Annotated in this window: 12 protein-coding genes; 4 read left to right on the forward strand and 8 right to left on the reverse strand. The window is 39.8% G+C overall.

Annotated elements, in window-relative coordinates; all coding sequences use genetic code 11:
* Positions 1-168 precede the first annotated feature (168 nt).
* The 4 genes from F542_RS06050 to pheS form a co-directional block, all read right to left on the reverse strand.
* Complete coding sequence (locus F542_RS06050) at positions 169-711, reverse strand: NlpC/P60 family protein (RefSeq protein WP_015432390.1); 543 nt, start codon at positions 709-711, stop codon at positions 169-171.
* Between the two features lie 54 nt (positions 712-765).
* Positions 766-1062, reverse strand: coding sequence for an integration host factor subunit alpha (locus F542_RS06055; RefSeq protein WP_015432389.1), 297 nt, complete (start codon positions 1060-1062; stop codon positions 766-768).
* A gap of 10 nt (positions 1063-1072) precedes the next feature.
* Positions 1073-3460, reverse strand: coding sequence for a phenylalanine--tRNA ligase subunit beta (gene pheT, locus F542_RS06060; protein ID WP_015432388.1), 2388 nt, complete (start codon positions 3458-3460; stop codon positions 1073-1075).
* A 189-nt stretch (positions 3461-3649) separates the two neighbouring features.
* On the reverse strand, positions 3650-4633 hold the full coding sequence (gene pheS, locus F542_RS06065; protein WP_025267110.1) for a phenylalanine--tRNA ligase subunit alpha: 984 nt from the start codon (positions 4631-4633) through the stop codon (positions 3650-3652).
* Between the two features lie 254 nt (positions 4634-4887).
* Here pheS and F542_RS06070 point away from each other — a divergent pair, with 254 nt between their 5' ends.
* The 3 genes from F542_RS06070 to F542_RS06080 all read left to right on the forward strand — a co-directional run bounded on the left by F542_RS06070 (position 4888) and on the right by F542_RS06080 (position 7528).
* Positions 4888-5568, forward strand: coding sequence for a TIGR00153 family protein (locus F542_RS06070; protein ID WP_015432386.1), 681 nt, complete (start codon positions 4888-4890; stop codon positions 5566-5568).
* Between the two features lie 11 nt (positions 5569-5579).
* The gene (locus F542_RS06075; protein WP_025267111.1) at positions 5580-6842 is read left to right on the forward strand and encodes an inorganic phosphate transporter; all 1263 of its coding nucleotides are present in this window, start codon (positions 5580-5582) and stop codon (positions 6840-6842) included.
* A gap of 80 nt (positions 6843-6922) precedes the next feature.
* Entirely contained in the window at positions 6923-7528 is a 606-nt protein-coding gene (locus F542_RS06080; RefSeq protein ID WP_015432384.1) for a TIGR04211 family SH3 domain-containing protein, read from the forward strand.
* A gap of 288 nt (positions 7529-7816) precedes the next feature.
* On the opposite strand, the gene F542_RS06085 is transcribed toward F542_RS06080, so the two are convergent.
* The 4 genes from F542_RS06085 to nrdD form a co-directional block, all read right to left on the reverse strand.
* Positions 7817-8854, reverse strand: coding sequence for an extracellular solute-binding protein (locus F542_RS06085; protein ID WP_025267112.1), 1038 nt, complete (start codon positions 8852-8854; stop codon positions 7817-7819).
* Between the two features lie 185 nt (positions 8855-9039).
* On the reverse strand, positions 9040-10515 hold the full coding sequence (gene rng / locus F542_RS06090) for a ribonuclease G (protein ID WP_015432382.1): 1476 nt from the start codon (positions 10513-10515) through the stop codon (positions 9040-9042).
* A gap of 94 nt (positions 10516-10609) precedes the next feature.
* Entirely contained in the window at positions 10610-11089 is a 480-nt protein-coding gene (nrdG, locus tag F542_RS06095) for an anaerobic ribonucleoside-triphosphate reductase-activating protein (protein WP_015432381.1), read from the reverse strand.
* 12 nt (positions 11090-11101) lie between these two features.
* Complete coding sequence (gene nrdD, locus F542_RS06100) at positions 11102-13228, reverse strand: anaerobic ribonucleoside-triphosphate reductase (RefSeq protein WP_015432380.1); 2127 nt, start codon at positions 13226-13228, stop codon at positions 11102-11104.
* Between the two features lie 292 nt (positions 13229-13520).
* Here nrdD and ycaO point away from each other — a divergent pair, with 292 nt between their 5' ends.
* Entirely contained in the window at positions 13521-15284 is a 1764-nt protein-coding gene (ycaO, locus tag F542_RS06105) for a 30S ribosomal protein S12 methylthiotransferase accessory factor YcaO (protein WP_015432379.1), read from the forward strand.
* Positions 15285-15310 lie beyond the last annotated feature (26 nt).

The following is a 15310-nucleotide window of genomic DNA, read 5'->3' on the forward strand; positions in this document are numbered from 1 at the left end:
AAAAAAGCCACTGTATCAGTGGCTACTCGGAAAGCAAATTTATGAAACGGTTGTTTGATACAACACTTGTTTTGTTGGGCACAAGATTACGTTAAATTACCTTGATTATCAAACCATTTCATTGAAATCTAACGATTTTTTATTAACTTTGTGATCTAGTTCTCAAAATTACAACCGACGAGCCTGCCAGAAAGCTTTTGACCAATAAGGTGAATTCAAGCTAGAGTAAATAACCCCCCCTTTGGTGGAGGCATGTAAAAATTGATCTCCTTTCACGTAAATCCCTACATGCTTGCCATTTGGGCCTCTTCCTGTGTTAAAAAAGACCAAATCGCCTGTACGTAATTGGCTTTTAGCGATTTTTCTACCCGCTTTAGCCTGATCAACCGTCATTCTTGGCAGATTAATACCAAACAATTCCCGATAAGTCAGCTGCGTAAAACCGGAACAATCAACACCTCGTTTTGTTGTCCCACCTAAACGATAGCGTGTTCCTTTCCATTCTTGTTGATGTTCACTCAAACGGCTAATTGCCATAATCGGGTCGGAAAGGCTCGCCTTATATTGTGATTTAGCCTGCCGTGCTTCGCTGCTAAAAGGTGCATTCTTATGCTTTGAATAAGATGTCGATGAGCCTGCACAAGCCGTTAAAATGAGTGTACAACCAAGTAATGAGGCAATACCAATGCTTTTTTTAGTTAATTTCCACATACAATCTCACAAAAAAGGCATTCCGAGCAACGGAATGCCATATCTATTTGTTAATTAAGCTGTTACTTTCGCATTTTCAACGCGATCACGCATTTTCTGTCCAGCTTTAAACACAACAACTCGACGAGCTGAAACAGCTACACTTTCACCAGTTTTCGGGTTTCTACCCGGCCTTGCTTTTTTATCACGGACAGAAAAATTACCAAAACCAGAGAGTTTGACCTCTTCGCCACGCTCTAGACATAAACGAATTTCTTCAAAAAAAAGCTCAACAAACTGCTTTGCTTCACGCTTATCCAATCCGCATTTTTCCATCAGATTGTCTGCCATCTCAATTTTGGTAAGTGCCATAGTAACCGCCTTAATCTCTTAATGTTGCTTGGAATTTTTCCCCTAATGCGCTAATCACATTTTGCATTACCGCATTAATTTCTTCTTCTTCCAACGTTTTTTCCGTATCTTGAATTGTTAAGCTTATCGCTAAACTTTTCTTACCTTCCGGTAAATTAGCGCCTTGATACACATCAAACAGGGTCACATTAACCAGTTTATTACCTCCTGCTTGCTGGCATGCCGCTAACACCTCACCCGCCGGCACATTTTGCTCAACCACAACGGCAATATCACGCTTATTCGCAGGGAAGCGAGAAATCTCTTTTGCTGCTGGAATTGGGCGTTCAGCAATCGCTTCAGCAAGCAATTCAAAAGCAACGGGTTTACCTGATAAGCCTAATTGTTGTACTACTTTCGGGTGAATTGTACCGATAAAGCCGATCTCTTTACCATCAAGCATAATTGCCGCAGATTGCCCAGGGTGTAATGCAGGGAATTGTTTCGCCACAAATTGCACATCATTGCGTGCTTTGGTGAGTGAAAGAATACGTTCTAAATCCCCTTTCAAATCAAAGAAATCAACATTTTCACCTTTATTTTCCCAATGGGTTGGACGTTTATCACCGACAATCACAGCTCCAAAGACCATTTCTTGGCGAACACCACTTTCTGCATTGGCATCAGGGATAAAGCGTAAACCTGTTTCAAAAATACGAATGCGATTTTGTTGGCGATTTTGGTTATAAGCAACGGTATTTAATAAACCTGTTAAAAGCGAAACACGCATTGCCGACATTTCGCTAGAAATTGGATTTGGCAGAATCAATGCTTCTTGCTCAGGGTGCAATAATTGTTGCACTTTTGGATCAACGAAACTATACGTAATCACTTCTTGATAATCGCTATCCACTAATGCGGTACGTACACGCAGTGCTTCCAAAATTTTCTCTGGCACACCTTTCATTTGCAAGTGAGCAAGCGGTGCCTTATTTGGAATGCTGTTATAGCCATAAATACGCGCCGCTTCTTCAATCAAGTCTTCTTCAATCTCAATATCAAAACGCCAGCTTGGAGATTGCACCGTCCACACACCATCAGCATATTCTGGTTGGAAACCAAGACGAGTGAAAATGTCTGTTACCGTATTGGTTGGAATATGATGACCGAGTAAGTTATCTAATTTTTCACGGCGTAATTGCAAGCGGTGTGATTTTGGTAAAAATTCGCTATTGACCGCTTCTACAATTTCCCCTGCTTCACCGCCACAAATTTCTAAGAGCAACGCCGTTGCTCGTTCCATTGCATTGCGAGCTAGTTCAGGATCAACACCACGCTCAAAACGGTGCGATGCGTCTGTATGCAAACCATATTGTCTTGCACGGCCTGCAATCGCAAGCGGCGCAAAGAATGCACTTTCAAAAATCACATCGGTTGTTGTTTCAGATACACCGCTATGCTCACCGCCGAAAATTCCTGCCATGGCTAATGCACCTTTCTCATCAGCAATGACTAATGTATTTTCTTTTAATTTTGCGGTTGTGCCATCAAGTAATACTAACTCTTCATCTTGACGAGCCATACGCACTTGAATTGCACCACTAATTTTCGCCGCATCAAAAGCGTGCATTGGCTGACCAAGTTCTAATAAAGAAAGATTGGTAATATCCACGATAGGATCAATAGAACGGATACCACAACGGCGCAGTTTTTCTTGTAACCACAATGGTGATTGTGCTTTCACGTTTACATTTTTAATCACACGTGCCAAATAGCGAGGGCAAGCTTCCGGTGCGTCTAATTTCACCGCCACTTTATCGCTAATGGTTGCAGGCACTGGTTGAATTTCAGGTGCTTTCACTTCCGCTTGGTTAATTACCCCCACCTCACGAGCAATCCCTGCAATGCTTAAACAGTCCGCACGGTTTGGCGTTAAACTGATTTCAATCGTTTGATCATTTAAATTTAAATAATCACGAAAATCTTTACCAATTGGAGCATCAGCTGGCAATTCAATAATACCGCTATGATCTTCTTTAATGCCTAATTCAGAATAAGAACAAAGCATACCTTCTGATGGCTGACCACGTAATTTCGTTTTCTTAATTTTAAAATTACCCGGTAATACTGCTCCATCAACCGCACAAGCGACTTTTAACCCTTGACGGCAATTTGGTGCACCGCACACAATGTCTAATAAGCGATCACCGCCAACATTGACTTTGGTCACACGCAATTTATCCGCATCGGGGTGTTGGGCACATTCCACCACTTCACCCACAACTACACCACTAAACTCACCAGCAACTGGCTCAACACCGTCTACTTCTAAACCTAACATCGTAATTTGGTCGCAGAGTTGCTCTGTGCTAATTGCAGGATTTACCCACTCACGCAACCAAGATTCATTGAATTTCATTGTTTATTTTCCTTCTTATATTGTTCCCCTCTTTAGCAAAGAGGGGTTAAGGGAGATTTGACAGGAGAAATTTGCGAAGTGAGAGTGTGAATAATGTTCATATTCTTTTGCCTTATTCACTTATTTTCTCCGTTTATCACTTCTGCCAAATCTCCCCCAGCCCCTCTTTGCTAAAGAGGGGAGCTTACATTACTTAAACTGTTTTAAGAAACGCAGATCATTCTCAAAGAATGAACGCAAGTCAGTCACGTTATAGCGAAGCATGGTTAAACGCTCAACGCCCATACCCACCGCAAAACCGCTGTATTCATTTGGATCAATGCCCACATTGCGTAACACATTTGGGTGAACCATACCGCAACCTAACACTTCTAACCATTTGCCATTTTTGCCCATCACGTCTACTTCAGCACTCGGCTCAGTGAATGGGAAATAAGACGGGCGGAAACGCACTTGTAAATCTTCTTCAAAGAACGCACGCAAGAAATCGTGGAGTAAACCTTTCAACTCAGTGAAATTCGCTTTTTTATCCACATAAAGAAGCTCAATTTGATGGAACATTGGCGTATGGGTCTGATCATAATCGTTACGATATACACGACCTGGTGCCATAATACGGATAGGCGGTTGCATTTTTTCCATTGTACGGATTTGCACACCAGAGGTTTGTGTGCGCAATAAACGTTCCGCATCAAACCAGAAAGTATCGTGATCCGCACGAGCTGGGTGATGTGCTGGAATGTTAAGTGCATCAAAATTATAGTAATCGGTTTCTACTTCTGGACCTTTTTCTACGGTAAAACCTAATTCAGAAAAGAATTTTACCACACGCTCAATCGTAATAGACACTGGGTGTAAACCACCTAATTCGGTTTTACGCCCTGGTAAAGACACATCAATGCTTTCTGATGCCAATTTTGCATTTAATTCAGCCGTTTCAAGCTGCTCTTTTTTCGCATTAAACGCATCTTGTGCTTGTTGTTTGGCTTCATTGATTTTTGCGCCAACCACTGGACGTTCGTCCGCAGGTACATCGCGCAAGCCTTGCATTAACGCAGTGAAATGTCCTTTCTTACCAAAATACTCCACACGCAACGCTTCAATCGCTGCAATATCATTTGCACTTGCCACAGCTTCTAATGCCTGTGAAACAAGATTTTCTAGGTTTTGCATACCTACCCTCTAATAAAAATAACCGTTGTAGAATAAAAATGTTTTGAATGATAATACTTCTCCGCCCCATTGTAAATTTAAAATCGCGCTAACGTATTGATTTATAATAGCCCTCACGAGATTTTGTAAATTTCTTTCAGTTTTTAACCGCTTGTAAATTTTAATCCGTGATCTTCCCTAAAACATAAAGTAAAATGTGGGGCGTTTTGTCTAGAGCAAACATGAATATTTAAAAACTTACGGAGAACATTGCGATGGCAATGAATAATATTTTGGGTTTATTCGCCCAATCCCCTTTGAAACCGTTACAGAAACATGCCAAAAAAGTTACGGAGTGTTGTGGGCTATTAGTGCCTTTTTTTCAAGCTAGCTTTGAGCAAGACTGGGAAAAGGCAGAGGAAATTCGTCGCCAAATTACTGATTTAGAACACCGTGCCGACTTACTCAAACGTGAAATCCGTCTAAAATCACCTCGCGGCTTATTTATGCCCGTTGATCGTTCAGATCTCTTAGAGCTGGTTACTCAACTCGACAAACTTGCCAACTTTTCTAAAGATATTTCTGGCCGAATTATCGGCCGCCAACTCATTATTCCTACTGAAACCCAAGCAACTTTTATGCATTTCCTTTCTCGTAGCTTAGATGCGACTGTTCAAGTCGGGAAGGTGATTAGTGAAATGGATCACTTACTTGAAACAGGTTTCCGTGGTCGCGAGTTAAATTTTGTAAATACAATGATTACCGAACTCGATACTATCGAGGACGATACCGATCAGTTACAAATTATGCTACGTAAAGCAATTTTCAGTATTGAAGATCAGCATAATCCTATTGATATTATGATTTTATACAAAATTATTGAATGGGTTGGTGTTTTAGCTGATCAAGCGCAACGCATTGGCTCTCGCATTGAATTAATGTTAGCTCGTTCATAATAGGGGGACTTATGGACTTGATTCATAATTACGGATTTATTCTGGTAATTATTACGGCAATTTTCGGCTTTATCATGGCATTTGGTATTGGTGCTAACGATGTTGCAAATGCTATGGGAACTTCTGTGGGTTCTGGCACAATTACAGCGAAACAAGCCGTGTATATTGCCTTAGTATTTGAATTTTGTGGGGCTTATCTCGCTGGTGGAGAGGTTGCAGAAACAATTAAAAGTGGTGTGATTGCCTCTGATGCGTTTTTAGGGCATCCAGAAATACTTACTTTGGGCATGATGTCAGCATTATTTGCTGCGGGCGTATGGCTGGTTCTCGCTTCACAAATGGGCTGGCCGGTATCCACTACACATACGATTATTGGTGCAATCGTAGGCTTTGCTTGTATCACGGTAGGTATGGAAGCTGTTCGTTGGTCTGAGTTCAGTGGCATTGTAGGAAGCTGGTTTATTACGCCATTTATTGCTGGCATCATTGCTTTTGGTATTTTTATCTCTACCCAGAAGTTAATTTTTGATACCGATAAACCACTTAAAAATGCGAAAAAATATGCCCCCTACTATACAGCTTTAACTGTCTTTATTATTTGTATTGTTACTTTAGATAAAGGATTAAAGCATGTTGGCCTAAACCTCTCAGGCAAAGAAACCGCATTACTTGCAGCGCTATTAGCTTTGGTTTCGGCAATTGCTTGTGTCTTTTATTTAAAAACAAAATCATTCCAAGCTAATCTGCAATCAAAAGGATTTAGTGGTGTTGAACGGGTATTTAGCATTTTGATGATCATTACCGCCTGTGCTATGGCTTTTGCGCATGGCTCAAATGATGTTGCAAATGCTATTGGGCCTTTAGCTGCCGTAGTATCTATTGTTGATAATGGCGGTGTGATTGAAGGAAAAACCATTATGGCACCTTGGGTGCTTCCATTAGGTGCTATCGGGATTGCAACAGGACTTGCGATTATGGGGCATAAAGTAATGGGAACGATTGGCACAGGGATTACGGATCTCACCCCTAGCCGTGGTTTTGCTGCTCAGTTTGCTTGTTCAATTACAGTGGTTTTGGCATCCGGTACCGGCTTGCCAATTTCTACGACACAAACGCTTGTTGGAGCTGTGCTAGGCGTTGGTTTTGCCCGAGGGATTGCAGCATTAAATTTAGGCGTAATCCGTAATATTGTTGCTTCTTGGGTGATCACTCTACCTGCTGGTGCTATTCTCGCTATTATTATTTACTATATTCTTAAACTTATTTTTCTTTAATTAAATCTACTAGGAAGCTCTAAGGTTTGATAATAAATCAAGTCTTAGGCCTTCCCTTCGCTTTACAGGATTATGTCAGTATGCAGAAAATCTCTACAGCCATAGCAACATTACTATTCAGCCTCTCTTTCTCAGCAAATGCACAAACTCAATATGTCACAGAAAACTTAAATACTTACCTACGTAAAGGGCCTGGTGATCAATTTAAAATTGCAGGTACAATTGCTGCTGGCGATAAAGTAACAGTATTAGATCGAAAAGAGCGTTACACATTAATAAGAGATAGTCGTAATCGCGAAGGCTGGATATTAACTGCTGAAATCAGTAATACACCCAGTTCTAAAATATTAACACCACAGCTGCAGCAGCAAGTGCAAGAATTAACCTTAAAATTAAACAATATTGATAAAGAGTGGCAACAACGTACCGTTGAAATGCAACGCCGCGCACAACAAGCTGATCAACAAAGTAGCGAACTGCTTGAACAAAATGCTCTGCTTAAACGGGAGCTTGATATTCTGAAAAACAAAAACCGAGATCTCGAAGCATTACAAAATGCGGAAGCACGAGAAATTATGATCCAATATTTTATTTATGGTGGTTCTGTTCTCGGTATTGGATTAATACTTGGGTTAATTCTTCCTTCCATTCTGCCTCGTCGTAAACGACATAATGGCTGGCATTGATCCTAAAAAAGAAAAGCGATTATAAGTAAACGAATTTAAGGACTGAGCTCTGTATATATAGGGCTGAGTCCTTTATTTCAACTGAATAGATTCATTCAGACTATACAAAGGTTTCAAGCTCTGTAGAGTTCTCTTTCTTTTCATCTCTCCGCCTCCTAAATATTTTGAATAGAGGAAAATAGACTATTTGTATTAGCCATAAAAAATCTGCACCTTAATCTGTTGGTTGTTTCGTCCAACTTTTGGGGTGCAGATCAATAAGAGTCTTTTTATTTATTCAGCATGAAATTATTGTGCTGCTTTTAACTCTTGATAGTATTTTTCATAGAGCTCAATTGCATCACCAACATCATCTTGCCATTGGCTATTTTGTAATACTTCTGAGGTTGGGTAAATTGCTGGATCTTTAGTGATCTCTTCTGGCAATACTTCTAATGCTTTGACGTTAGAAGTTGGATAACCAATCTCAAGAGTTAATTTCTCTGCAACTGGCGCACTTAATAAGTAGTTAATTAACTTATGAGCTGCTTCAGGATTTTTTGCATTTGATGGAATCGCTAAGTTATCCACCCATAACACAGGACCTTCTTTTGGAAACACCATATCTACTGCTGCCTGCTCTTTCTTCGCAATACGAACAGAACCATTCCACAGTTGTCCCACTTCAACTTCACCTGCAATAAACGAGCTAGCAGGATTATCGGAGTTAAATGATAATACGTTTGGACGTAATTTTAACAATTCTTCATAAGCCGCTTTGATTTCTGCTGGATCTTGAGTATTTGGGCTTTTACCTAATTTTAATAGAGCGATATTAAATACTTCGCGAGCATCATCTAATAATTGTACTTTACCCTTAAAGTCTTCTTTCCAAAGATCACCCCAAGCGGTAAATTGCTCCCCTTTATAGGAATCCGTATTAAATGCAATACCCGGCGCGCCTAACAATTGCGGTAAGGAGTATTTATTGCCTTTGTCATAATCCTTGTCTAACCAATCTTTATCAAGTTCAGCAATCACTGGTAATTTACTATGATCAAGCTCCATTAACATACCTTCACGCGCCATTTTAGACACGAAGTAGTTGGTTGGTGCAATCACATCATAACCACCATCTTTCCCTTGGATTTTTAACTTAGCATACATTGTTTCATTTGATTCAAGTGTTGAAACCTCAACCTTGATACCTGTATCTTTAGTAAATTGCTCTAATAAGCCTTCTGGCACATATTCTGTCCAAGTGTAAAGGTGAACAGTCTCATTTGCTAACGCATTTGTTGCACCAAACATTGCTACGCTTGATAAAGCTACAGCCCATTTTTTCATTTCAGTTTCTCCTAAATGATGAAAGAAAGGGTTGGAGGATTCCAACATGGTTAAATCTTTCTAAACAATGAAAGACGGGGGGCATTCTAAGCCCCCCCCTATATTTTGCAAGAAATTTATCATCATTTTGATGTTTTTTTATGCTGTTATTTATATTTTGCAAACTTTTGATAAAAAACAACCGCTTACATTACAACAACATCAAATTGATCCTGATGATAATAAGGTTCCGTTTTAATCTCTACTTTGCGCCCAATGAAGACCTCTAATTCTGCAAGCCGAGCATGGGATTCTTCATTAATCAAGTAATCAGCGACTAAATGCGAAGCATACACAACGTAACGATCTGCTTTATATAAATGGTGTACACGTACAATTTCTCGCAAAATTTCATAACAGACTGTTTCTACTGTTTTTATCGTACCTCTACCTTTACATGATTCACAGTCACAGCACAAAACACGTTCTAAACTTTCCCGCGTACGCTTACGCGTCATTTCAACTAGTCCTAACTGTGTAAATCCATTCACATTCGTTTTTACACGATCACCTTTTAGTGCTTGCTGCAAGGACTCTAATACCCTTTGGCGATGTTCTTCTTCTTGCATATCAATAAAATCAATAATGATAATGCCACCTAAATTCCGTAATTGGAGTTGCTGAGCAATTGCCTGTGTTGCTTCAATATTGGTATTAAAAATGGTATGAGCAAGATTTCGATGCCCAACAAACGCCCCTGTATTGATATCGATGGTCGTCATGGCTTCAGTTTGTTCAATAATCAAATATCCACCTGATTTCAAATCAACACGTTTATCAAGCGCCTTTTGAATCCCTTCTTCAATTCGATAAGCATCAAAAAGTGGTTGAGCCCCCGTATAGTGATTAACACTTTCCGTTAATTCGGGCATAAATTCAGCCAGAAACTCTTTTACTTTTTCACAAGTATTTTTCGAGTCAATCTGTACAGCATTAATCCTTGTGCCGACAAAATCACGCAAAATCCGTTGTGCCAATGCTAATTCCCCGTATAGCATAGATTTTGCGGGATATTTCTCTTTGCGCTCTAATACCTTACGCCATAGTCGTTTCAGAAAATTGGCATCCTGTTGTAAACTCTCTTCACTAACGTCCTCAGCTGCAGTACGTACAATAAAACCACCTAGTTCATCACAATATGGCTCAACTAGGCTTTTTAAGCGTACCCGCTCATCTTCACTTTCAATACGCTGAGAAACGCCAACATGGCTATTTTCTGGCATAAAAACTAAATAACGAGAAGGCAATGTAATATCAGTAGTTAATCTCGCACCTTTTGTCCCTAATGGATCTTTAACCACTTGTACAACTATATCCTGCCCTTCCCGTACTAATTCACTGATGTTTTTTACAATGAATTGTTTTTTCTCATTTTCATCGACACATTCAGTATGCGAAACAATATCTGAGGCATGTAAAAAGGCAGCTTTATCTAACCCTATATCCACAAATGCCGACTGCATACCTGGCAATACTCGGGTAACACGGCCTTTATAAATATTACCTACAATCCCTCTTTTTGCTTCTCGCTCAATATGTAATTCTTTTAACAAACCATTTTCTAATAATGCTACGCGTGTTTCACTTGGCGTTACATTCACTAATAACTCTGTACAATCCATTTTTTATCGCTTTACTTAAACTTGTCGGACATGTTCTAATTTTAGCACTACAAGCGCTTGTTTTTAGTAAAATTTTTACAAAACCTGAATTTAATCAAGAAATCTCATCCGCTGAAAAACGATAAATTACTTGATTTGCTGAGCCTCGCCAAAGTAAAGCGGGATCAGCTTGCGCTTGAATAAATTTGCCATCAATCAGCACATCAATATAAGGTAACATTGCCCGTTGCACATTATTTAACTCGGCAAGCGTATACCCTGTCCACAGCCAAATATCTTTATCTGGGCACTCTCGCTTAATCCGCTGTACCAATGGCAGCAAAGTTTCTACATTACGCGGGTGAAGAGGATCTCCACCACTTAAACTCAGCCCTTGCCGCTTTATGCGGGTATCTTTTAAATCTGCTAGAATTTGTTCTTCCATTGCTTTATCAAAAGGAACACCAGCATCAAATGACCAACTTTTTTGATTGTAACAACCTTTACAATAATGGGTACAGCCGCTAACAAACAAGGTACAGCGAGTACCTTCACCATTTACCACATCGACAGGATAGTATTGAAGATAATTCATATTACTAGACGGTTATAAATGTTTTACTCGCCGCTTCACTTCTTCTTGCTTACCTGCATTAAATGGACGTGCATCTGGGCTACCAAGATAACCACAAACACGGCGAGTTACCGAAACTTTCTCACTATCGTGATTACCACATTTAGGGCAACTAAAGCCCTTACTGGTACACTCAAATTCACCGGTAAAACCGCATTCATAGCATTCATCAATCGGAGTATTCGTACCATAATAAGGAACCCGTTCATAGCTATAGTCCCAAACATCTTCCAATGCTTTAAGATTATGTTGAATATTCGGATATTCACCGTAACAGATAAATCCCCCACTAGCTAACGGTGGATAAGGCATTTCAAAATCAATTTTATCGTAAGGATTTACCTTTTTCTCTACATCAAGATGATAACTATTCGTATAATAGCCTTTATCCGTAACACCATCAATCACGCCAAAAGCTTTGGTATCTAAGCGACAAAAACGATCACATAAATTTTCGCTCGGCGTAGAATAAAGGCTGAATGCATATCCTGTTTCAGCTTTCCATTGTTGCACAGCCTGCGCGAGATACATCACAATATCAATACCTTTTTGGCGTAATTCTGCGCTATCATAAATGTGTCCTTGCTGATAAAGCGCATTCACTGTTTCATAAATACCAATATAACCTAAGGAGATAGAAGCTCGCCCATTTTTAAAGATTTCCGCAATATTATCATCTGATTTTAAGCGAACCCCACAAGCGCCTTCCATATATAAAATCGGCGCAACTCGTGCTTTTGTGTTTTCTAATCGAGCAATGCGGGTCATTAACGCTTTTTTAGCTATTGCTAAACGCTCATCTAAAAGACGATAAAATTCACTTTCAGAACCTTTAGCTTCAAGAGCTATTCGCGGTAGATTTAAACTAACCACACCTAAATTATTACGTCCGTCATGCTGTAGCTCTCCGTTATATTCATACGCACCTAAGAAACTACGACAGCCCATTGGTGCTTTAAAAGAACCTGTCACCTTCACTACTTGATCGTAATTCAAAATATCTGGGTACATCCGTTTAGAAGCACATTCTAACGCCAGCTGTTTAATGTCGTAATTGGGGTCACCTTTCGCTTGATTAACGCCCTTTTTAATTGTAAATACTAATTTCGGGAAAACAGGGGTTTTATGGTTTTTGCCCAAACCTCGGATACGATTTCTTAAAATAGACTGCTGGATAAGACGCTCTTGCCAGCTCGTACCTAAACCAAAGCCAAAGGTGACAAATGGAGTTTGCCCATTAGCGGTATGTAATGTATTTACTTCATATTCAAGTGATTGAAAGGCATCAAAACACTCTTTTTCAATCAAGGCCTGAGCATATTGTAACGGGTTAGGAATGTGCCATTGCTCTGCCGTTTTTAAATGTTTTTCATAGCTTAGCTGAACATAAGGCGCGAGGATTTCATCAATTCGATTAATCGTTGTGCCTCCATAAATATGGCTTGCTACCTGTGCAATAATTTGTGCTGTTACTGCGGTGGCGGTACCAATGGATTTTGGCGGTTCAATTTCCGCATTCCCCATTTTAAACCCCTGAGTTAGCATGCCGTTGAGATCGACTAGCATACAATTAAACATTGGGAAAAATGGCGCGTAGTCTAAATCATGATAGTGGATTTCTCCCCTTTCATGTGCAGCTACAACATCCGCTGGCAGCAAATAATTTTTGGCATAATGTTTTGCCACAATGCCAGCTAATAGATCTCGCTGTGTTGGTATAACCTTTGCGTCTTTATTCGCATTCTCATTCAGTAGTTCTACATTGCTCTGTTCAATTAAACCTTCAATTTCTCTTGTTAAACGACTACGTTTTTCACGTGCTAAATCACGATCATGCCGATACTCAATATAGGCACGAGCAACTTGCGGATACGCGCTTGCCATTAGGCGGTCTTCAACAATACGCTGAATTTGACTAATATCTACTTCGTGCTCATACTGGCTAAAAATGTCGTTACACACTTGCTGCCCAACTTGATGATAATAACGCTCATCTTGAATATCCACGGACTGCGCAGCTCTTTTTATTGCATTAACAATACGCTGAATTTCAAACGTTGCTCGCGCCCCATCTCGTTTGATTACAAAAAATGTACTCATTTACCTTCCTATTTATCATCGGTGAGTTAAACGTATTAGTTACTATATCGGGTTCTGCCTTAAGATCAATTGTTGAAAATCGATTAAAAATACGTTAAAAAGTTAGCAATTAATTGCTTTTGCAGTAGAATTTTTTTGTCAATAAGCAATTCTCAAAAATAATCGGCTTATTTTTATGATTTAGATCAAATCTAAATGCAAAAAATTTCCGCTTAATTTTCTCATCGGCAGGCTTTGATTTCCTGCAATAATTTGATAGTCTGCACGCCGTTTTTATTCACGGAGAACAACCATGTTCGAACAAACCTTTATTACGGGCAAGGATGCAGCCCTTGAAGTGAGCATCGAAAAATTTCAAACTAAACTTAAACAACTCGGCTTTGAGATTGAAGAAGCCTCTTGGCTAAACCCTGTACCTCATGTTTGGTCAGTGCATATCCGTGATAAGGATTGCCCTCAATGCTTTACTAATGGGAAAGGTGCAACCAAGAAAGCGGCATTAGCTTCAGCACTAGGTGAGTATTTTGAGCGTCTTTCTACCAACTATTTCTGGGCTGATTTCTACCTTGGCAAAGAGATGGCAGACAGTGATTTTGTTCACTATCCGAATGAAAAATGGTTCGAAATTAAAGACGATGAAAATTTACCTGAAGGCATATTAGATTCACATCTGCTCTCTTATTTTGACCCGTATGGCGATTTAACCCCAGAGTTGCTGATTGATCTCCAATCTGGTAATCCTGACCGCGGCATAGTAGCGCTACCTTACACTCGTCAGTCAGATGGTGAAACGGTATATATCCCACAAAGTATCATCGCAAATCTATTTGTATCAAATGGAATGTCGGCTGGTAACACTAAAAATGAAGCTCGAGTACAAGCTTTGTCCGAAATCTTTGAACGAGCGATTAAACATCGCATTGTTACCGAAGCAATCAGCCTTCCTGAAATCCCACAAGCCGTGATTGATGGTTACCCTAGCATTAAAGAGGCAATTGAGACGCTAGAAAAAGAAGGATTCCCTATTCTTTGTTATGATGCATCTCTTGGCGGTAAATATCCTGTTATCTGCGTAATCTTGCTAAATCCAAGTAATGGTACTTGTTTTGCTTCATTTGGTGCTCATCCAAATTTCCAAGTCGCATTTGAGCGCACAGTGACTGAATTATTGCAAGGTCGAGGTCTAAAAGATTTAGATGTCTTCGCACCACCATCATTTAACAATGATGAAGTGGCCGATCACGCAAATATTGAAACTCACTTCATTGATTCAAGCGGTCTAATTTCATGGGATTTATTCAAAAAAGATGCTGATTATCCTTTCGTTCACTGGGATTTCTCTGGCACAACAGAGCAAGAATTTGCCAAATTAATGGCAATTTTCAATGAGCTAGAGCAAGAGATCTATATTATGGATTACGAACATCTCGGCGTATATGCTTGCCGTATTCTTGCACCTGGCATGTCAAATATCTACCCATCAGATGACTTAATTTACGCTAATAATAATATGGGAATGGGTTGGCGTGAAATTTTGCTTGATTTACCTTATTTCCATCATGACAAAGAAACTTACCAAGAGCTGCTTGACGAATTAGATGAACAGAGCATTGATGATATGACGCGTGTACGCGAATTTCTTGGTATTGTGGCAGAAAAAGGTTCTGCGCTGCAAACACTACGTATTGGTGAATTAAAATCTATGTTGCATCTTGCTTCTGGTAATTTAGAAGAGGCGCTTGATTGGGCAACATGGACCGCCAATATGAACGCAAGTGTCTTTACACCTGAACGAAATAACTACTACCGTTGTTTAATCAACAGTATCGAGTTATTCCTTGACGACACCAGAGAACCAGCACAATATCGCGCAGTATTTGAGAAAATGTATGGCAAAGAAGCCGTGGAATTTGCTTGGAATGCTGTACAAGGCGGAAATCCATTCCACGGTTTACAAGGTTCGGATGAAAGTCTAAATAATATGCCTGCCCACCAAAAATTGCTTAATGCTTATCGTAAAGTGCAAAAAGCGAAGGTGACTCCAATCCAGCGTTAAATATTCACCACCCCTGATTTAAATCA

Source organism: Bibersteinia trehalosi USDA-ARS-USMARC-188 (assembly GCF_000521725.1).
In the GTDB taxonomy this organism is placed as follows: Bacteria; Pseudomonadota; Gammaproteobacteria; order Enterobacterales; family Pasteurellaceae; genus Bibersteinia; species Bibersteinia trehalosi.

What these genes read in the sequence shown, in the direction of transcription:
- ycaO (WP_015432379.1), top strand. Translation starts at nt 13,521, where the DNA reads ATGTTCGAACAAACCTTTATTACGGGCAAGGATGCAGCCCTTGAAGTG.
- pheS (WP_025267110.1), bottom strand. Translation starts at nt 4,633, where the DNA reads ATGCAAAACCTAGAAAATCTTGTTTCACAGGCATTAGAAGCTGTGGCA.
- F542_RS06055 (WP_015432389.1), bottom strand. Translation starts at nt 1,062, where the DNA reads ATGGCACTTACCAAAATTGAGATGGCAGACAATCTGATGGAAAAATGC.
- F542_RS06075 (WP_025267111.1), top strand. Translation starts at nt 5,580, where the DNA reads ATGGACTTGATTCATAATTACGGATTTATTCTGGTAATTATTACGGCA.
- F542_RS06080 (WP_015432384.1), top strand. Translation starts at nt 6,923, where the DNA reads ATGCAGAAAATCTCTACAGCCATAGCAACATTACTATTCAGCCTCTCT.
- nrdD (WP_015432380.1), bottom strand. Translation starts at nt 13,228, where the DNA reads ATGAGTACATTTTTTGTAATCAAACGAGATGGGGCGCGAGCAACGTTT.
- nrdG (WP_015432381.1), bottom strand. Translation starts at nt 11,089, where the DNA reads ATGAATTATCTTCAATACTATCCTGTCGATGTGGTAAATGGTGAAGGT.
- pheT (WP_015432388.1), bottom strand. Translation starts at nt 3,460, where the DNA reads ATGAAATTCAATGAATCTTGGTTGCGTGAGTGGGTAAATCCTGCAATT.
- F542_RS06070 (WP_015432386.1), top strand. Translation starts at nt 4,888, where the DNA reads ATGGCAATGAATAATATTTTGGGTTTATTCGCCCAATCCCCTTTGAAA.
- rng (WP_015432382.1), bottom strand. Translation starts at nt 10,515, where the DNA reads ATGGATTGTACAGAGTTATTAGTGAATGTAACGCCAAGTGAAACACGC.
- F542_RS06050 (WP_015432390.1), bottom strand. Translation starts at nt 711, where the DNA reads ATGTGGAAATTAACTAAAAAAAGCATTGGTATTGCCTCATTACTTGGT.
- F542_RS06085 (WP_025267112.1), bottom strand. Translation starts at nt 8,854, where the DNA reads ATGAAAAAATGGGCTGTAGCTTTATCAAGCGTAGCAATGTTTGGTGCA.